The organism is Cupriavidus alkaliphilus (assembly GCF_014191175.1).
GTDB lineage: Bacteria > Pseudomonadota > Gammaproteobacteria > Burkholderiales > Burkholderiaceae > Cupriavidus > Cupriavidus alkaliphilus.
The window spans coordinates 44,526-63,089 of sequence record NZ_JACHWE010000004.1 but is presented as its reverse complement, the minus strand read 5'-3'; the positions used below and the strand labels follow the sequence as shown (position 1 = coordinate 63,089).

The following is an 18,564-nucleotide window of genomic DNA, read 5'->3' as shown; positions in this document are numbered from 1 at the left end:
GCTGCGGGGCGCGGGCAACATGGCAACACCGCCATCGGCAGCCGCCGCGACGATGCGGCAGCGCAGCGCCGGCAGCGCTGCCAGGGTCCGGATCAGGGCAGCGCGACCTTGATGCCGAGCCCGACGAAGATGGCCCCGGCAGCGCGGTCCAGCCAGCGCCCGGTGGCCGGCCGCCGGCGCAGCCACGCGCCCAGCCAGCCCGCGCACAGCCCGAACAGCGAGAACACCACCGCGGTCTGCAGCATGAAGACCACGCCCAGCAGCAAGAACTGCAGTCCGGGATGCGCGGCGTCGGCGCGCACGAACTGCGGCAGGAACACCAGGAAGAACAGCGTCACCTTGGGGTTCAGCATGTTGCCCAGCACGCTCTGGCGGAATACGCGCGCGAGCGGCACGGACTCGACCTCGCCGCCCTGCGCCAGCCCGCCCTTCGCACGCAGCGCCTGGATGCCGATCCAGATCAGGTAGGCGGCGCCGGCGTACTTGATCAGCTGGAAGGCCAGCGGCGAAGAGCGCAGCACCGCGGCCAGCCCCACCGCGGCAATCACGGTATGGAACAGGCAGCCGACCGAAAAGCCCAGCGCCGCCACCAGCCCCGCGCGACGCCCCTGCGCCATGCCGCGCGCCAGCACCTGCAGGTTGTCCGGCCCCGGGGCCACGGTCACGGCGATGGAGGCCAGCAGGAACAGCAGCAGGTCAGGCATGGAGACTCCTTGCGTGGATCTTTACGCGGGCGCGCATCGCTCAGTGCCCCTCGAACTTGCACACGGTGAACAGCGGCAACCCGGCGCCGTGCAGCAGCTTCGATCCGCCCAGCTCGGGCAGGTCGACGATGGCGGCGCCCTCCACCACCGTCGCGCCCAGGCGCTCCAGCAGCTTGCGCCCGGCCATCATGGTGCCGCCGGTGGCGATCAGGTCGTCGACCAGCAGCACGCGGTCGCCGGCCTTGCAGGCGTCGGCGTGGATCTCGACCGTGGCGCTGCCGTATTCCAGTTCGTATTCCTCGGCCACGGTCTGGAACGGCAGCTTGCCCTTCTTGCGGATCGGCACGAAGCCCAGGTTCAGCTCGTACGCGACGATCGCGCCCAGGATAAAGCCGCGCGCGTCGATACCCGCGACCAGGTCGAGTTGCGCGTCCATATAGCGGTGCACGAACACGTCGATCAGCACGCGCAGGGTCTTGGGATCCTGCAGCAGCGGCGTGATGTCGCGGAACATCACGCCGGGCTGGGGCCAGTCCGGCACGGTACGGATGCGGTCGCGCAGGTAGCCGGTGACGTCGCCGAGGTCGGGGGACTGGATGATGGAATCTGCCATAGGGAGTCGGGAGGATGGGCGCGCGGCGCGCCGGTCAGAAAGCGGTGGCGACGGCATGCGGGCGGCGCGGCAAGCCGGCGTGGTAACCCATTACCACCCGCGCCGCCGGGGTGCCCAGCACAATGGCCCTGCCTGCCGGCCGGACGGGCTGCCCGCGCCGGCTTGCCGCGTCCGGCACCCACCGGACACCCGTAACCATACAGGAGACCACGATGGCAAAAAAGATTCTGATGCTGGTGGGCGACTACGCCGAAGACTACGAAACCATGGTGCCGTTCCAGGCGCTGCAGATGGTCGGCCACACCGTCGATGCGGTGTGTCCCGACAAGCGGGCGGGCGACGCGTGCGCCACCGCGGTTCACGATTTCGAGGGCGACCAGACCTACAGCGAGAAGCGCGGCCACAACTTCACCCTCAATGCCACCTTTGCCGAGATCGACCCGGCCGGCTACGACGCGCTGGTCATCCCCGGCGGCCGCGCCCCCGAATACCTGCGCCTGAACGCGCGCGTGCTGGAGATCGTGCGGCATTTTGCGCAGGCCGGCAAGCCGATTGCCGCGGTGTGCCACGGCGCCCAGCTGCTGGCGGCCGCGGGCGTGCTCGAAGGCAAGACCTGCTCCGCCTACCCGGCCTGCGCGCCGGAAGTGAAGCTGGCCGGCGGCACCTATGCCGAGATCGCGGTCGACCAGGCCCATACCGACGGCAACCTCGTCACCGCCCCGGCCTGGCCGGCGCATCCGGCCTGGCTGGCGCAGTTCCTTGCGGTGCTGGGCACGCGGATCGTACATTAGTGCTTTCCGCACGCGGCGCCCCCACGCGTGATGCATGGCTTGCCGGCCCGGCCGGCCATGCACAGCCTGCCGGCCGCGCCGCTCGCCAGGGAGCCTTTCATGTGTGAAATCTTTATCCGCGCCAATCCGGCGTCTTACCAGAGCCAGTCGCGCTCGCTGCGCCTGCATGGCGCGGCCACTAGCATCCGCCTGGAAAGCCTGTTCTGGGAAGTGCTGGAAGAACTGGCGCAGCGCGACGGCATGACCGTCAACCAGCTGATCACGCGCCTGCACGACGAACTGACCGAACACCGCGGCAGCGAGGCGGTGGCGGGCAATTTCTCATCGTTCCTGCGGGTGTGCTGCCTGCGCTACCTGATGCTGCAGGGCGAGGGGCGCATCCCGGCCGATCGCGACGTGCCGATCCGCTCGCTGGACCCGCGCGCGGTGCTCGACAATCTGCCGGAATCCTGGGTCGAGCCGCGCCCACACTGAGGCTTGCTGCGGCGCCAGTTCCGGCGCTCAGCCGTTCAGGATGCGCGTCTCCGCGGCCTCCAGCGCCTCGGGCGGGCCGCGCAGCACGACGATATCGCCGGGCTCCAGCACGGTCTCGGGCTGTGGATCGAAGGCGCGGATGCCGCGCCGGCGCACCGCGGTCACCTCGACCCCGATACGGTCCAGCCCCAGCGCGCCCAGGCGCCTGCCCACCGCGGTGGATTGCGGGCCCAGCGACACCGAATGCAGCCGCACCGAGTCGCGCTCGACCATGTCCTCTTCGTCGTCGCGCCCGTGGAAATAGCCGCGCAGCAGGCTGTAGCGCGCGTCGCGCGCCTGCTGCACGCCGCGCACCACCCGCCGCATCGGCACGCCCAGCAGCACCAGCGCGTGCGAGGCCAGCATCAGGCTGCCCTCGATGATCTCGGGCACCACCTCGGTGGCGCCGGCCTTCTGCAGCGTGTCGAGTTCGGAATCGTCGACCGTGCGCACGATCACCGGCAGCGCCGGCGCCAGCTCCTGCACATGGTGCAGCACCTTCAGCGCCGACGGCGTGTTGGCGTAGGTCACGATCACCGCGGCGGCGCGGTGCAGGCCCGCGGCGATCAGCGCCTCGCGCCGGCCCGCGTCGCCGTAGACCACGGTGTCGCCGGCGGCGGCGGCCTCGCGCACGCGGTCGGGGTCCAGGTCGAGCGCCACATAGTTGATGCCCTCGCGCTCCAGCATGTGGGCCAGGTTCTGCCCGCTGCGGCCGAAGCCGCAGATGATGGCGTGCTTCTCGGTCTGCAGGCTCTGCGCGGCGATGCGGGTCATGTTCAGCGACTGCATCAGCCATTCGTTGGCGGAAAAGCGCAGCACGATGGCGTCGCTGTACTGGATCAGGAACGGTGCCGCCAGCATCGACAGCAGCATCGACGCGAGGATTACCTGGATCAGCACCGGGTCGACCAGGTTCAGGCCGTCGATCTGGTTCAGCAGCACGAAGCCGAACTCGCCCGCCTGCGCCAGCCCCAGCCCGGTGCGGATGGCCACGCCCTGAGGCGAGCCGAACACGCGCGCCAGCGCCGCGATCAGCACCAGCTTGAACAGCACCGGCACCACCAGCAGCGCCAGCACCAGCCAGATATGGTCGAGCACCACGCGGATATTGAGCAGCATGCCGATGGTGACGAAGAACAGCCCCAGCAGCACGTCGCGGAACGGCTTGATGTCCTCCTCCACCTGGTGGCGGTAGGGCGTCTCGGAGATCAGCATGCCCGCCATGAAGGCGCCCAGCGCCATCGACAGGCCCAGCCGCTCGGTCAGCGCCGCCATGCCCAGCGTGACCAGCAGCAGGTTCAGCATGAACAGTTCCTGCGAGCGGCGCGCCGCCACCACATGGAACCAGCGGCTCATCAGGCGCTGGCCCAGGAAGAAGATCGCGCCCAGCGCCACCACGATCTTGAGCGTGGCCAGGCCTAGCGCCATGACCAGGTCGCCCGGATCGTGCGACAGTGCCGGAATCACGATCAGCAGCGGCACCACCGCCAGGTCCTGGAACAGCAGGATGCTGATGATGTTGCGCCCGTGCTCGCTTTCCAGCTCCATGCGCTCGGACAGCATCTTGGACACGATGGCGGTCGAAGACATGGCCAGGGCTCCGCCCAGCGCCACCGAGGCCTGCCACGACAACGGAAACAGCCAGTTGAAGGCCCAGCTGGCCGGCACCACCGCCAGCATCGACAGCGCCACCTGCGAGCCGCCCATGCCGAACACCAGCCGCTTCATCGCGCGCAGCCTGGCCAGGCTGAATTCCAGCCCGATCGAGAACATCAGGAAGACCACGCCGAACTCGGCCAGGTACTTGGTCTGCGCGGTGTCGCTGGCCAGCCCCAGCGCATGCGGTCCGATCAGGATGCCGACGGCCAGGTAGCCCAGCATCGGCGGCAGCTGCAGCATGCGGAACGCGACCACGCCGAACACGGCGGCGGCCAGCAGCACCAGGGTCAGTTCCAGCGGAGAATGCATCAGGCGGTCAGGGTGACCGGCGAGGCGCGCGGCCGACCCGGCACGGGCACCCTGCCGGCGGAAATACGGCGAGCACGGGCGAGCGCGACGCGCGCGTTGGGTCGGCCCAGGTGCGGTCGCATTCGTTGGTATACTTCGTCGCCATGATAGCTAATTTCGATGCGGATCGAGCACTCAGGCTCGCCCGCGACACGCTCCAGACCGAAGCCGATGCGGTTTCCGCACTTTCCGGCCGCCTGAACGGCGACTTTGCCCATGCCGTGCAGCTGATCCTGCAATGCACCGGGCGCGTGGTCGTTTCGGGCATCGGCAAGTCCGGCCATATCGGCCGCAAGGTCGCGGCCACGCTCGCCTCGACCGGCACCCCCGCGTTCTTCGTGCACCCCGCCGAAGCCAGCCATGGCGACCTCGGCATGGTCACGCGCGACGACGTGCTGATCGCCTTCTCCAATTCCGGCGAGACCGGCGAGCTGCTGTCGATCATCCCGATCGTCAAGCGCATCGGCGCGCGCCTGATCTCGGTCACCGGCAATCCGGAATCCAACCTCGCCAAGCTGGCCGACGTCCACCTGGACGCGGCGGTCGAGAAGGAAGCCTGCCCGCTGAACCTGGCCCCGACCGCCAGCACCACCGCCGCGCTGGCGCTGGGCGACGCGCTCGCGGTGGCGGTGCTCGATGCGCGCGGCTTCGGCGAGGAGGACTTCGCCCGCTCGCACCCCGGCGGCGCGCTCGGCCGCAAGCTGCTGACCCACGTGCGCGACGTGATGCGTACCGGCAACGCCGTGCCCGAGGTGCGCGAAAGCACGCCGCTGGCCCAGGCGCTGATGGAAATCACGCGCAAGGGCATGGCCATGACCGCGGTGGTGGATACCGACGGGCGCGCCATCGGCGTGTTCACCGACGGTGACCTGCGCCGCCTGCTGGAAACCCCGCGCGACTGGAAGACCGTGCCGATCGGCGAGGTCATGCACCGCAACCCGCACGTGGTCAACCAGGACCAGCTGGCAGTGGAAGCCGTGCAAGTGATGGAAGCCAACCGCATCAACCAGCTGCTGGTGGTGGACGACGAAGGGCGCCTGACCGGCGCGCTGCATATCCACGACCTGACCCGCGCCAAGGTCATCTGAGCCGGCGCACCACCGACGGCACCAGCAGCACAACGCCAAGGACACCATGCAGGCACTTCTCGCCTCCCTCAGCGGCATCGTCATGCGGCTGCTGCCGCTGCTGCTGATGGCCATCGTGGCGGGCAGCACGTTCTGGCTGGTCCAGATCAACTCCCCCAAGGAAGACCAGGCCGCGCAGACCACCAAGAAGCACGAGCCGGACTACTTCATGGACCGCTTCTCGGCCACCGAGCTGGCGCCCGACGGCAGTACCAAGATCCGCTTCACCGGCGAGCGCATGGTCCATTTCGAGGACGACCAGACTTACGAGGTCACGCGCCCCGCGATGCGCGCCTACGAGCCGGACCGCCCGCCGGTGACCGCGCGCGCCGACATCGGCCGCATGAACGCCGAAGGCACGGTGATCGACCTGTACGGCAATGGCTACGTGCTGCGCCAGCAAGGCAAGGATCCGTCCAAGGATCCGCAGTTGACCGCGGCGTCGAGCTATTTCCAGCTGCTGGTCAATGACGACATCGTCAAGACCGACAAGCCGGTCAAGCTGACGCGCGGCCCTTCGGTCATGACCGCCAACGGACTCATCTTCAACAACGTCACCCGCGAAGTACAATTGCTCGGCAATGTACGCGGCACCATCATCACCGGGCCGTCCCCGGGCCGCGCGCCAGGGTCCTGAACTCCCGGTCCGGCGCAGCCGCGCGCGCGGTGCCGGCCGGCACCGCAGCACGCGCCGAAGTCCGCGCAAACCGCACCATCACGCATCCAGACGCCCTCTAGCAACCCTGCCAACATGACCGCTTCCCTGACGACATCGTCCCGTCGACGCACCGCCCCGGCCCTGCTCGCGCTGGCCCTGGCCATCGGCCTGCTGGCCCAGCCTGCCCTTGCCGAGCGCGCGGACCGCGACAAGCCGATGGTGCTCGAGGCGGACAACGCCAGCTATGACGATGTCAAGCAGATCTATACGCTGACCGGCAACGTGGTGCTGACCAAGGGCACCATGATCCTGAAGTCCGACGCGGCCGAGCTGCGCACCGACCCCGAGGGCTACCAGTTCGCCGTGGCCACCTCGAAGCCGGGCAAGCAGGCCTATATCCGCCAGAAGCGCGAGGGCGTCGATGAATACATCGACGGCTGGGGCGACCGCATCGAATACGACGGCAAGCAGGAATTCTCCAAGCTGATCGGCAATGCCCGCATGGCGCGGCTGCAGGGCGCCAAGCTGGTCGACGAGATCCGCGGCGCGGTGCTGACCTACGACAGCCGCAAGGAACTCTATACCGCGGCGGGCGGCGGCAGCGGCGATGCCGCGGCGGCCAACCCGTCAGGCCGCGTGCGCGCGGTGCTGTCGCCGCGCCAGGACCAGAAGTCCGGCACCGCAGGCGGCTCGCCGCTGGACCTGAAGTCGGCGCCCGCGCCCGCCAACAAACCCTGACCGTACTTATGACCGATACCGCCACCATTGCCGACAAGCCTGTCGTCGAAGCCAACTCCGTCCTGCCCGGCGGCAGCACGCTGGTCGTGCGCCACCTGAAGAAGCGCTATGGCTCGCGCACGGTGGTCAAGGACGTCTCGCTCGACGTGAAGAGCGGCGAGGTGGTCGGGCTGCTCGGCCCCAACGGCGCGGGCAAGACCACGTCGTTCTACATGATCGTCGGCCTGGTGGCGCTGGACGAAGGCGACATCGTGCTCGACGGCGACCACATCAGCGGCCTGCCGATCCACGAGCGCGCGCGCATGGGCTTGTCATACCTGCCGCAGGAAGCCTCGGTGTTCCGCAAGCTCAACGTCGAGGAAAACATCCGCGCGGTGCTGGAGCTGCAGCAGGACAAGGGCAAGCCGCTGGCCAAGGCCGAGATCGAGCGCCGCCTGGATGCCCTGCTCGACGACCTGCAGATCGCGCACCTGCGCAACAATCCGGCGCTGTCGCTGTCCGGCGGCGAGCGCCGCCGCGTGGAAATCGCGCGCGCACTGGCGTCATCGCCGCGCTTCATCCTGCTGGACGAGCCCTTTGCCGGCGTGGACCCGATCGCCGTGGGCGAGATCCAGCGCATCGTCAGCTTCCTCAAGGCGCGCAATATCGGCGTGCTGATCACCGACCACAACGTGCGCGAGACGCTCGGCATCTGCGATCACGCCTACATCATCAGCGAAGGCACGGTGCTGGCCGCGGGCCAGCCCGAAGACATCATCGCCAATGACGCCGTGCGGCGCGTCTATCTGGGCGAGAACTTCCGCATGTGACAAGTCGGCGGCCCCGCACGGGCCGCCATGGCCGCATGGCAGGGAGAGCCAGCGGCGATCACGGCGCATCAGCGATAGCAATTTCCGTTCCAACATCGGAAAGATGCGCATAAAATAGGTCGCATGAAACCGTCGCTACAGCTCCGCCTCTCCCAGCACCTGGCACTGACCCCGCAGCTGCAACAGTCGATCCGGCTGCTGCAGCTTTCCACGCTGGAACTGCAGCAGGAAGTCGAACAGGCGCTGACGGAAAACCCGCTGCTCGAGCGGGAGAACGACTGGATCGAAAGCCCGCTGCGCGTGGCGGCCGATGGCTCGGTCAACGTCCAGAGCGCGCCCGCGCCCGCCCCCGCCGAGCCCCAGGGCAATGGCGACGCGCGCGCCGAAGGCGGCGCCGATGACAGCTACGGCGACAACAGCAGCGGCGACGACTACGGCAACGGCGACTGGAGCCTGGACGATTTCGCCCGCCGCCCGCAAGGCGACGAGGACGAAAAGACGCCGATGCAGCTGCGCGATGCCGAGCCCACGCTGCGCGAATACCTGATGGAGCAGCTGACACCGCTGAAGATCTCGGCGCGCGACAAGGGACTCGCCATCTTCCTGATCGAATCGCTCGATGACGATGGCTACCTTAGCGCCTCGCTCGAAGAGATCTGCGCGGAGCTGCCCGAAGAACTCGAGTTCGACCCCGACGAAGTCCACGCCATCCTGACGCTGCTGCAGAGCTTCGATCCGCCTGGTGTGGGCGCGCGCAACGCGGCCGAATGCCTGGCGCTGCAATTGCGCCGCCTGACGCACCCGCAGCGCGAACTCGCGCTGACCATCGTCACCCATCACCTGGAACTGCTGGCGGTACGCGACTACACGCGGCTGAAGAAGGCCCTGCAGGTCGATGAGGTCGCACTCAAGGCCGCGCATGACCTGATCCGCTCGCTGGCGCCCTACCCGGGCCATGCGTACAGCCGTCCGGAGGCCGATTTCGTTGTGCCTGATGTGTTCGTGCGCAAGAGCGGCGGCGGCTGGATCGCGCAGCTCAATCCGGATGTGATGCCGAGGCTGCGCATCAACGATATGTACGCACAGATCCTGCGTGGCGCCAAAGGCGAGACCGGTACCGCCGGGCTGCAGCAGAAGCTGCAGGAAGCACGCTGGCTGATCAAGAATATCCAGCAAAGGTTCGACACCATCCTGCGTGTCTCGCAGGCCATTGTCGAGCGTCAAAAGAACTTTTTCACCCACGGTGAAATCGCCATGCGCCCCTTGGTTTTGCGGGAGATTGCCGATACACTGGGTTTACACGAGTCAACCATCTCCCGGGTGACGACCAATAAATATATGGCTACGCCGATGGGTACTTTCGAACTGAAGTACTTCTTTGGCAGCCACGTGTCCACCGAAACCGGTGGCGCGGCTTCATCAACGGCCATCCGCGCCTTGATCAAGCAACTGATAGGAGCCGAAGACCCGAGGAATCCCCTTTCCGACAGTCGCATCGCCGAACTGCTGGGCGAACAGGGCTTCGTTGTCGCACGCCGCACGGTCGCCAAGTATCGTGAAGCCTTGAAAATCCCCGCAGTCAATCTCCGCAAGTCTTTGTAGCCGAGCCCACCGCCTGCCTGGTGAGGCTCTTTCAGAAGGAGAAGCGCTATGAACTTCAAGATCAGTGGACACCACCTGGACATCACGCCCCCTCTGCGTGAGTACGTGGAAACGAAGCTGGAGCGAATCGTCAGGCATTTCGATCAAGTCATTGGCGTTAGCGTGCTGCTCTCTGTCGACAATCACAAGGAAAAGGACCGGCGTCAGTACGCGGAAATCAATCTGCATCTAAAGGGCAAGGACATCTTTGTCGAGGCGCATCACGAAGACCTGTATGCGGCGATCGACGCACTCGTCGACAAGCTGGACCGTCAGGTGATTCGCTACAAGGATCGCGTGCAAGGCCACGACCGCGAAGCGGTCAAGTACCAGATGGCCGCAGCGCAAATGCAGCAATAAACCCGTGCCCGGCAGCCCCGCAGAGGGCTGCTGAACCAGGATTCCACAGGCAAGCCGCGCCGCGAAGCGCGGCTTTTTTGCGCCCTGGCGCTGTGCGGGCTGTGGCAGCGGAGCAAACCTTGCCATGCATGGAAGCCCGAAAGGTTCGCAAGCGCAGCGCCAAGGTGTATGCTGCGCCATACAAAGAGAGAGAAATCGTGGCCGCGCCTGCCCGCGCTGCACCGCACAATGCAAGGGTAGTCGCTGCTCTATAATGGGCCGGACGTCTTCCCCCGCGCCGGCAGCGGTGAGGGAGCCAGACGCTGCCCGGCGGAACGATCCGCCCGCTAACTGAAATCCTGCGCATCGCCCATGAATCGTTTGGCCAAATTGCTGCCACCCGGCAACATCACCCTCGACGTCAGCGTCACCAGCAAGAAACGTGTGTTCGAGCAGGCCGGGCTCCTCTTCGAGAACAACCATGGCGTGGCGCGCGCCATCGTCACCGACAACCTGTTCGCGCGCGAGTCGCTGGGCTCGACCGGACTGGGCGCCGGCGTGGCGATCCCGCACGGGCGCATCAAGGGCCTGAAGCAGCCCCTGGCCGCGTTCATGCGACTGGCCGAGCCGATTCCGTTCGAATCGCCGGACGGCAAGCCGGTTTCGCTGCTGATCTTCTTGCTGGTGCCCGAACAGGCCACGCAGCAGCACCTGGAAATCTTGTCCGAGATCGCGCAACTGCTGTCGGATCGCGACATGCGCGAGGGCCTGGCGACCCTCCCTACGCCCGATGCCGTGCACGAACTGCTGATCGCATGGCATCCCTGATCCACTGATTCCCCCCGGAGCGGGCCGGCACCAGACCGGGGAAGCGCCACGCGCTTCGAACACCGCCTTACCAGCCATACCGCATGGAACTCACCGGCGTCACCTCCCAGTCCATCTTCGACGACAACGCAGCCGACCTCAAACTCTCGTGGGTCGCTGGCCTGGAGGGCGCGGACCGCGCCTTTGACGTGGAATTCGCCCGCGAAGCGACTTCCGCCGCAGACCTGGTGGGCCACCTCAACCTGATCCACCCCAACCGGATCCAGGTCCTCGGCAAGCCCGAAATCACGTACTACCAGCGCCTCGACGACGAGACCCGCAAGCGCCAGATGGGCGAGCTGATCCTGCTGGAGCCGCCGTTCCTGGTGATCGCCGACGGCATGGAGCCGCCGCCGGACCTGGAACTGCGCTGCACGCGCTCGTCGACGCCGCTGTTCACCACGCCGGTGTCGTCCGCCGCGGTGATCGACCACCTGCGCCTGTACCTGTCGCGCATCTCCGCCCCGCGCGTAACCATGCACGGCGTGTTCCTCGACATCCTGGGCATGGGTGTGCTGATCATGGGCGAATCGGGCCTGGGCAAGAGCGAACTGGGCCTGGAACTGATCTCGCGCGGCCACGGGCTGGTGGCGGACGACGCGGTCGACTTCGTGCGGCTGGGGCCGGATTTCATCGAGGGCCGCTGCCCGCCGCTGCTGCAGAACCTGCTGGAAGTGCGCGGCCTGGGGCTGCTCGACATCAAGACCATCTTCGGCGAGACCGCGGTGCGGCGGAAGATGAAGATCAAGCTGGTGGTGCAGCTGGTGCGGCGCAACGACGGCGAGTTCGAGCGGCTGCCGCTGGATTCGCAGTACCTGGACGTGCTCGGCCTTCCCATCCACATGGTCAAGATCCAGGTGGCGGCCGGCCGCAACCTTGCCGTGCTGGTCGAAGCCGCCGTGCGCAACACCATCCTGCGCCTGCGCGGCATCGACACGCTGCGCGACTTCATGGACCGCCAGCGCGCCGCGATGCAGGCCGATGCCGTCTCGCGCGGGCAGGGCCGGCTGCTGTAAGCCCCCGGTCCGCGCGGTTTTCAATTGCTTACAACGGCGTGGCAACCGCTAGTCAACGTTTCTCAGGCATGCTCCGTTTTGTGCTGTAATGGGCATCACGCCTGTTACGGAAGCTGCAACGCCGACCCCGGCGCGCGGCGATAAGGTTGTCCACCCGAGGAGAGCAAGCATGAAGACCCTGATTGCAGTGTGCGCGCTGGTGACCCCGCTGTTCGCAGCCAGCGCCTTTGCGCAGACCGCCACGCCGGCCACCCCTGCTACGCCGGCCAAGCCGTCGGCCGCGGCCCCGGCAACGCCTGCCGTGCCGGCCACGCCCGCTACCCCGGCCAATCCGGACAAGCCCGCGGCCAACACCCAGCAGGACAAGATGAAGGCCTGCAACGCGCAGGCCTCCGGCAAGAAAGGCGACGAACGCAAGGCGTTCATGAAGGAATGCCTGTCGAAGTCCGGCGCGCCCAAGACCCAGCAGGAGAAAATGGCGGCCTGCAGCAAGTCGGGCAAAGGCAAGAAGGGCGACGAATACAAGGCCTACATGAAGGAATGCCTGTCGAAGGAAGCCTGAGCGACGCTACTGGCGAAATGGCGAACAAGGATGGCGAACCGGGCGGTTCGCCATTTTTGCTGGTGTCAAACTGCTGTCATGACGCAGCCGGCACCTGATGCTATGCTTCAGTTGCTATGCGCATCATCCTCATCACCGGCATATCCGGTTCCGGCAAGTCCGTCGCACTGAACGTCCTCGAAGATGCAGGCTATTACTGCGTGGACAACCTGCCGGCGCAGTTCATCCCTGAACTGACCCGCTACCTCGACGCTCAGGGCTACACGCACCTGGGCGTGGCTACCGACATCCGCAGCCGCGAGTCGCTCGACCAGTTGCCCGACACCGTGCGCGCGCTGGCCGCCGAGCACCAGGTCGAGGTCATTTTCCTGACCGCCAGCACCGATGCCCTGGTGCAGCGCTACTCCGAGACGCGGCGCCGCCATCCGCTGTCGGCCCGCACCGACGGCGCAGCCGGCGGCGGCGGCGCCTTCAACGACACGGCGCTGATGGAAGCGATCGAGATGGAGCGCGCGCTGCTCAGCCCGCTGGCCGAGGCCGCGCACCGGATCGACACCAGCAATGTGCGCACCAATACGCTGCGCAGCTGGATCAAGGAGCTGATCCGCGACGATAGCCAGCGCCTGACATTGCTGTTCGAGTCGTTCGGCTTTAAGCACGGCGTGCCCAGCGATGCCGACATGGTGTTCGACGTGCGCTCGCTGCCCAACCCGTACTACGACCTGGCGCTGCGACCGCTCACCGGCCGCGACATGCCGGTGATCGACTTCCTGCAGGCACAGCCGATGGTGCTGGCGATGGCCGAGGATATCCGCGCCTACGTGGAAAAGTGGCTGCCAAGCTTCATTGCCGACAACCGCAGCTACCTGACCGTGGCGATCGGCTGCACCGGCGGCCAGCATCGCTCGGTCTATATTGCCGAAAGGCTCGCCAACTATTTCCGGGCACATGGTAATGTGCTGGTCAGACACCGAGAGCTCGCACCGGCGGGCTGACGCACGCGGCATGGCACCCCGGGCTGCACGGGGCATCTGAGCGCGGCGTCGGCCTGGCGGCCCAATGCTGCGCGACCCCAAGCCTGCACCGCATGTCCTCGACCGACCTCTACCGTCCCACAGGGTCCGAAGACCCGCCACGGACGCTCGAAAACCTGCCGCTGTTCCCCCTGCACACTGTGCTGTTTCCCGGTGGACGGCTGCCGTTGCGCGTGTTCGAGGCGCGCTATGTCGACATGGTGCGCAACTGCCTGCGCGACAGCGCGCCGTTCGGCGTCTGCCTGATCGCCAGCGGCGAGGAAGTGGCCCGGCCCAACCAGCCCACCGTGCCCGAACTGGTCGGCTGCCTCGCCGAAATCGTCGACTGCAACATGGAGCAGCTGGGCGTGCTGCTGATCCGCACGCGCGGCCGCGAGCGCTTCCATATCATCAGCCACGAAACCCGCGACGACGGCCTGCTGGTGGCGCGCGCCGAGGTGCTCCCCCCCGACATCATCGACTGCAAGCTGGAACTGCTGGGCGAATGCCTGGACGCGCTGCGCCGCATCGTGACGCGACTGCACGCCGAGCAGCCCGACCGCATGCCGTTCGACGAGCCCTACCTGTGGGACGACCCGAGCTGGGTCGCCAACCGGCTGTGCGAACTGCTGCCGGTGCCGCTGAAGGCCAAGCAGATGCTGATGGCCTTGCCCGACGCGGGCATGCGCATCGAGATCGTGCACCGCTACATGCGGCAGAACCACATGCTGTAGGGCGGCCTTTCCTCCCCGCCCTGCCCCGGCTTCAGAACAAGCCCACCCGCGCCTGGTCCTCAAGCAGCCGGCGCACCGGCGCGGGCGTGCCCAGCGCATCGAGATCGTCGAGCGACAGCCAGCGCTGCCCGGCCGGCGTCGCGCTGTCCTGCCGCAGCACGTTCGCCTTCGCGTCGAGGTCGACCCGGATGGCGCGGATCAGCAGGCGGAAGTGCGTGAACACATGGGTCAGCTCGCCGGCCAGCACGGCGCGCGCGGGGCTGCCGAAAGCGCGCGCGTAGTCGAGCGCGCGGGCCTCGGCGGCCTCCGCGTCGAAGGGAACGGAGTCGACCGGCATCTCCGGCAGGCTCCACAGGCCGCCCCAGATGCCGCTGTCCGGACGCAGGCGCAGCAGCACTTCACGCTCGCGCCGCACCAGCAGCATCACCGTGCTGCGCTCGGGGATGGCGGCGCGCGGCTTGGGCGCAGGGAGCACGCCGGTCAGGCCGTCGCGGCGCGCGACGCAATCGGCGGACAGCGGGCAAGCTGCGGCATCGGCCAGGCAGGCGGGCTTGCCGCGCGAGCACACCGTCGCGCCGAGGTCCATCAGTCCCTGCGTATAGGCGACCATGTCGTCGGCCTGGTGCGGGCCGGGTGCCGGCAAGGCCAGTTCCGCGAGTTGCCACATGCGCGCTTCCACCGCGCGCTCGCCCGGATGGCCATGGATGCCGAAGCAGCGCGCGAACACACGCTTGACGTTGCCGTCCAGGATCGGCGAACGCACCCCGGCGCTGAACGCCGCAATGGCCGCCGCGGTGGAGCGGCCGATGCCCGGCAACGTGACCAGCACCGCGGGGTCGGCGGGGAAGCGGCCGCCGTGCTCGGTGACCACTTGCATGGCGCAGCGGTGCAGGTTGCGCGCGCGCGAGTAATAGCCCAGCCCGGCCCACAGCGCCATCACCTGGTCGGCTGGCGCGGCCGCCAGATCCTGCACCGTGGGCAGTTGCGCGACGAAGCGCTGGAAGTAGTCGATCACCGCGCTGACCTGGGTCTGTTGCAGCATGATCTCGGACAGCCAGATGCGGTACGGGTCGCGCGTGTTCTGCCACGGCAGGTCGTGCCGGCCGTGCCGGCGCTGCCAGGTGACGACGCGCGCGCCGAAGTCGGGGGGCACGCAGAGGTCGTCAGGCAGGGCGGGAGCGGTACGGGGGACTGGTTTGCGGGGCATCGGTGTGGCAACGGCGTGGCGCGCAGACATGGGGCATCGGCGCGCCAAAGAAAAAGGCGCCGCAAGGCGCGGCGCCACATGATATACCGGCCGACGAAGCCGTCGAGAGCAGCTACGCTACCGCAAGGCTGGCACTGTCCGCATCGCTCCCCGGCCGCATCAGCCGCTGGGCAAAGCCTTCGATCCGTCCGCTGCGTTCGTCCAGCCCGTTCAGCACTTCTTCCAGCTGCGCGATGCGGCTTTCCAGCGTATCGGTGGCCTCATGGATGCGCTCGATCGAATCGACGCGCCGGCGCAGCTGCTTCTGGTGTTCGCGCACCTGCGCTTCCAGCGGCGTCATCACCGACTTGAGCCAGACCTCGATGTCGCGGTTGAGGCCGCGGAAATTCTCCAGCACCCGGCTGGCCATGGTGTTGAACGCGCTTTGCACCAGCTGCGGGCGCGAGCGCGTCAGCATGCTGATCGTGCCGAAATGCGCCTGCACCAGCCGCAGCGTTTCCTGCAGCTCGGCCAGGTAGCGTTCGGCGGTGAACTGCATCGGCGCGGGCAGCGTGAAGCCGTGTTCGGCATTGAAGCGCCGGTACATGCTTTCGATCAGCTGGTGCAGCTGGCCGATCTTGTTGTCGGCATCGCTCACCAGCCCGCTCAACTGCGCGAACAATGCCTCCATGTCCTCGCGCAGGCCGCGCGAAAAGAAGCGCTCCTTCATCTGCTCGCGCGCGCTGCGCATGGTGCGGCGCACGTCGCGCAATTGCAGGCTCTTGATGATGTCGGCGCTGTGCCGGCCGAAGACCAGGCGCAGCGCCTGGAACTTGCTGATGCTTTGCTCGAACTCGTCCTTCTCGCCCTGCACCCGCATCAGCATGTGCTTGACCATCGCATGGTTCTTGCCGCGCAGTCCGCGCAGCTCGAACAGCTGCTCGACGATATCGCGGCGGCGGCTCTGCAGCAGCTGCTGCGCGGCGCGCGCCATGTCCTGCACCAGCCGGTAGACCTGGTCCGAGACGATCTCGCGCCGGCGCGGAATCAGCTGGTCCGACAGCACGTGCTCGAACTCCGGCAGGCCGCTGCGCGCGAGCAGGGTGTCGTCGTGCGTGACCTTGGCCACCAGTCCCTTCTGTGCCGACACCGGATACACGCGCGATTGCTCGATGCCCAGCACCTGCGCGGTGGTCGACACCTGCCGCGCGATTTCCTGCGCGATCTCGCCCGGCTGGCGCAGCGGATCCCACAGCCCGTCGATCTTGTTGAGCACCGCCAGGCAGCCGCGCCGGTGCCCGGCGCCGACATGGCTGCGCCACAGATCCAGGTCGCTCTTGGTCACGCCCGCGTCGGCGGCCAGCACGAACACCACCACGTGCGCATCCGGAATCAGCCGCAGCGTCAGCTCGGGTTCGGTGCCGATCGCGTTCAGCCCCGGCGTGTCGAGGATCACCAGGCCCTGGCGCAGCAGCGGATGCGGAAAATTGATGACGGCGTGGCGCCAGCGCGAGATCTCGACCATGCCCTCGGCATCGACCGCATAGGCGGCATCGGGGTCATTCTCGTGGTACAGCCCCAGCGCCTCGGCCTGCTCGGGCGGCACGCGCATGGTCTGCACCACGTGCTGGAACGCCTCGAGCATGCCCTCGGGCGACGACGGGTCCAGCGGCACCGAATGCCAGTGCGATGCCGAAGTGCCGGCCTCGATGAAGTCTGCGGTGGAGGCGTCCTGCAGGCGCGTCTCGATCGGCAGCAGGCGGATGCTGGGCGGCTCGGCCTCGTCGTAGCGCAGCTCGGTCGGGCACATGGTGGTGCGCCCCGCCGACGACGGCAGGATGCGGCGCCCATAGTCGGCAAAGAAGATGGCGTTGATCAGCTCGCTCTTGCCGCGCGAGAACTCGGCGATGAAGGCGACCTTGAGGCGGTCGCTGCGCAGCACGCTCTGGATGCGCTGCACGCGATCGTCGGCCTGCGCATCGTACAGGTCGTGCTGCTGCAGCCAGGACTGGAATTCGGCCAGTGACTGGAGGACCCCGGTTCTCCAGGCGCCGTATTGTTCGAATTGGTGGGCGAGCGTTGTCATGGACCTGTTGGGCTGGCTTGGTTTTGCCTCGGGGCCCGCCACCCTGTGCGGCATGCCCGTGGTCACGCAATGCCGGTCCGCCCCCTGCCGTTCACGCGCGGCCGGCCATTTTGTAACTTTTTATGACTGCGCACACGATACAGGTTTCCACGGCGCTTTTGTGGAATTCGCGCCCCTTGGATGGCAGTGACCGGGCCAGTGTTGCGCCGAGCCATCGGCCCGCGGCAGCGGGCGGTCCCTGAAGCACTCCGCCCCGCCGGTCAGTGCTGGCAGTTGGTGCAATAGAAGGTGGAACGCTGGCCCTGCACGATCTGGCGCACCGGCTTGGCGCACACCTTGCACGGCAGGCCGGCGCGGTCGTAGACAAAGCAATCGAGCTGGAAGTAGCCGCTGGCACCGTCGCTGCCGACAAAGTCGCGCAGCGTGCTGCCGCCGCGCTCGATCGCTTGCGCCAGGGTGTCCCGCACCGCCTGCGCCAGCCGGTCGCAACGCGCGCGGCTCAGGCGCCCGGCCGGGGTGGTCGGATGGATGCCGGCACGGAACAGGCTTTCGGACGCGTAGATGTTGCCCACCCCGACCACGATCGCGCCGGACAGCAGCACGGTCTTGATCGCGGCACTGCGACCGCGCGTATGGCGGTGCAGCCAGGCGCCGTCGAAGGCGGGATCGAATGGCTCGATGCCGAGCGTGCTCAGCAACGGATGCGACGGCAGTTCCGCCTCCGGCAGCGTGGTCCAGAGGATGGCGCCGAAGCGGCGCGGATCGCGGAAGCGCAGCACGATGGTACCCGGCTGCTGCTGGTCCGGTGCCGCTGCCGACGCTGCGCCGGGGCCGGCTTCGAGCACCAGGTCGAAGTGGTCGTGCACGCCCGGCGGCGGTGCATCGGGCAGGACCCGCAGCGTGCCCGTCATGCCGAGATGCACCAGCAGCCAGCCGACCGGCTGCGCCGCGTCGGCGCTGACGCATTCGAGCAGCAGATACTTGCCGCGGCGCTCGATGCGGCGCACCAGGCGCTGGGCCAGGCAGGCTTCGAGTCCGGGGTCGACCGGCCAGCGCAGGCCGCGGTGGCGTACCGTGACCGCGGCGATGCGCCGCCCCACCACATGCGGCAGCAAGCCGCGCCGGGTCACCTCGACCTCGGGCAATTCAGGCATCGAACC

Annotated in this window: 20 protein-coding genes; 13 read left to right on the top strand and 7 right to left on the bottom strand. The window is 67.6% G+C overall.

All coding sequences use genetic code 11. The features are described from left to right. Positions 1–92: 92 nt before the first annotated feature. Both FHX60_RS15185 and FHX60_RS15180 read right to left on the bottom strand, forming a co-directional pair. Positions 93–704 (bottom strand): LysE family translocator, encoded by a 612-nt coding sequence (locus FHX60_RS15185; RefSeq protein WP_183283830.1) that lies wholly within the window; start codon positions 702–704, stop codon positions 93–95. A gap of 40 nt (positions 705–744) precedes the next feature. After that, positions 745–1,317, bottom strand: a complete 573-nt coding sequence (locus FHX60_RS15180) for an adenine phosphoribosyltransferase (RefSeq protein WP_092307548.1) — start codon at positions 1,315–1,317, stop codon at positions 745–747. 212 nt (positions 1,318–1,529) lie between these two features. On the opposite strand from FHX60_RS15180, the gene FHX60_RS15175 reads away from it, so the two are divergent. Together FHX60_RS15175 and FHX60_RS15170 are read left to right on the top strand one after the other, a co-directional pair. Next, positions 1,530–2,108 carry a DJ-1/PfpI family protein gene (locus tag FHX60_RS15175; RefSeq protein ID WP_092307546.1) on the top strand — a complete coding sequence of 193 codons (579 nt, stop codon included), beginning with the start codon at positions 1,530–1,532 and terminating at the stop codon, positions 2,106–2,108. 99 nt (positions 2,109–2,207) lie between these two features. Further along, positions 2,208–2,582 (top strand): ribbon-helix-helix domain-containing protein, encoded by a 375-nt coding sequence (locus tag FHX60_RS15170; protein ID WP_062802030.1) that lies wholly within the window; start codon positions 2,208–2,210, stop codon positions 2,580–2,582. Between the two features lie 27 nt (positions 2,583–2,609). Here FHX60_RS15170 and FHX60_RS15165 read toward each other — a convergent pair whose 3' ends face one another. Beyond that, entirely contained in the window at positions 2,610–4,589 is a 1,980-nt protein-coding gene (locus FHX60_RS15165) for a monovalent cation:proton antiporter family protein (RefSeq protein ID WP_112773824.1), read from the bottom strand. Further along, entirely contained in the window at positions 4,589–4,846 is a 258-nt protein-coding gene (locus FHX60_RS15160; RefSeq protein WP_165835130.1) for a hypothetical protein, read from the bottom strand. The genes FHX60_RS15165 and FHX60_RS15160 overlap by 1 nt, the downstream gene beginning before the upstream one ends. Here FHX60_RS15160 and FHX60_RS15155 point away from each other — a divergent pair. From FHX60_RS15155 to FHX60_RS15105, 11 genes are all read left to right on the top strand, one after another. After that, complete coding sequence (locus FHX60_RS15155) at positions 4,733–5,716, top strand: KpsF/GutQ family sugar-phosphate isomerase (protein ID WP_092308376.1); 984 nt, start codon at positions 4,733–4,735, stop codon at positions 5,714–5,716. The genes FHX60_RS15160 and FHX60_RS15155 overlap by 114 nt on opposite strands. A 46-nt stretch (positions 5,717–5,762) precedes the next feature. Beyond that, positions 5,763–6,392 (top strand): LPS export ABC transporter periplasmic protein LptC, encoded by a 630-nt coding sequence (lptC, locus tag FHX60_RS15150; RefSeq protein WP_062796657.1) that lies wholly within the window; start codon positions 5,763–5,765, stop codon positions 6,390–6,392. Positions 6,393–6,506: 114 nt separating this feature from the next. Continuing rightward, entirely contained in the window at positions 6,507–7,151 is a 645-nt protein-coding gene (gene lptA, locus FHX60_RS15145) for a lipopolysaccharide transport periplasmic protein LptA (protein ID WP_112773826.1), read from the top strand. A gap of 8 nt (positions 7,152–7,159) precedes the next feature. Beyond that, positions 7,160–7,960 carry an LPS export ABC transporter ATP-binding protein gene (gene lptB / locus FHX60_RS15140; RefSeq protein WP_092307540.1) on the top strand — a complete coding sequence of 267 codons (801 nt, stop codon included), beginning with the start codon at positions 7,160–7,162 and terminating at the stop codon, positions 7,958–7,960. A gap of 123 nt (positions 7,961–8,083) precedes the next feature. Then, positions 8,084–9,562 (top strand): RNA polymerase factor sigma-54, encoded by a 1,479-nt coding sequence (locus tag FHX60_RS15135; protein ID WP_092307538.1) that lies wholly within the window; start codon positions 8,084–8,086, stop codon positions 9,560–9,562. 48 nt (positions 9,563–9,610) lie between these two features. Continuing rightward, positions 9,611–9,961 carry a ribosome hibernation-promoting factor, HPF/YfiA family gene (hpf, locus tag FHX60_RS15130; RefSeq protein WP_010814386.1) on the top strand — a complete coding sequence of 117 codons (351 nt, stop codon included), beginning with the start codon at positions 9,611–9,613 and terminating at the stop codon, positions 9,959–9,961. Between the two features lie 351 nt (positions 9,962–10,312). Then, positions 10,313–10,768 carry a PTS sugar transporter subunit IIA gene (locus FHX60_RS15125; RefSeq protein WP_018008706.1) on the top strand — a complete coding sequence of 152 codons (456 nt, stop codon included), beginning with the start codon at positions 10,313–10,315 and terminating at the stop codon, positions 10,766–10,768. A gap of 83 nt (positions 10,769–10,851) precedes the next feature. After that, on the top strand, positions 10,852–11,823 hold the full coding sequence (gene hprK / locus FHX60_RS15120; protein WP_012351664.1) for an HPr(Ser) kinase/phosphatase: 972 nt from the start codon (positions 10,852–10,854) through the stop codon (positions 11,821–11,823). A gap of 169 nt (positions 11,824–11,992) precedes the next feature. After that, positions 11,993–12,385 (top strand): PsiF family protein, encoded by a 393-nt coding sequence (locus tag FHX60_RS15115; protein WP_092307536.1) that lies wholly within the window; start codon positions 11,993–11,995, stop codon positions 12,383–12,385. A 116-nt stretch (positions 12,386–12,501) separates the two neighbouring features. Then, a complete protein-coding gene (gene rapZ / locus FHX60_RS15110) occupies positions 12,502–13,380 on the top strand; it encodes an RNase adapter RapZ (protein ID WP_112773828.1) in 879 nt (292 codons plus the stop codon). A 92-nt stretch (positions 13,381–13,472) separates the two neighbouring features. Then, positions 13,473–14,132, top strand: coding sequence for an LON peptidase substrate-binding domain-containing protein (locus FHX60_RS15105; RefSeq protein ID WP_092307532.1), 660 nt, complete (start codon positions 13,473–13,475; stop codon positions 14,130–14,132). A gap of 31 nt (positions 14,133–14,163) precedes the next feature. Here FHX60_RS15105 and mutY read toward each other — a convergent pair whose 3' ends face one another. The 3 genes from mutY to mutM form a co-directional block, all read right to left on the bottom strand. Beyond that, a complete protein-coding gene (mutY, locus tag FHX60_RS15100; RefSeq protein WP_183283829.1) occupies positions 14,164–15,339 on the bottom strand; it encodes an A/G-specific adenine glycosylase in 1,176 nt (391 codons plus the stop codon). Positions 15,340–15,451: 112 nt separating this feature from the next. Continuing rightward, the gene (locus tag FHX60_RS15095) at positions 15,452–17,404 is read right to left on the bottom strand and encodes a dynamin family protein (RefSeq protein ID WP_112773830.1); all 1,953 of its coding nucleotides are present in this window, start codon (positions 17,402–17,404) and stop codon (positions 15,452–15,454) included. A gap of 260 nt (positions 17,405–17,664) precedes the next feature. Next, positions 17,665–18,558, bottom strand: coding sequence for a bifunctional DNA-formamidopyrimidine glycosylase/DNA-(apurinic or apyrimidinic site) lyase (gene mutM / locus FHX60_RS15090; RefSeq protein WP_183283828.1), 894 nt, complete (start codon positions 18,556–18,558; stop codon positions 17,665–17,667). Between the last annotated feature and the right edge of the window lie 6 nt (positions 18,559–18,564).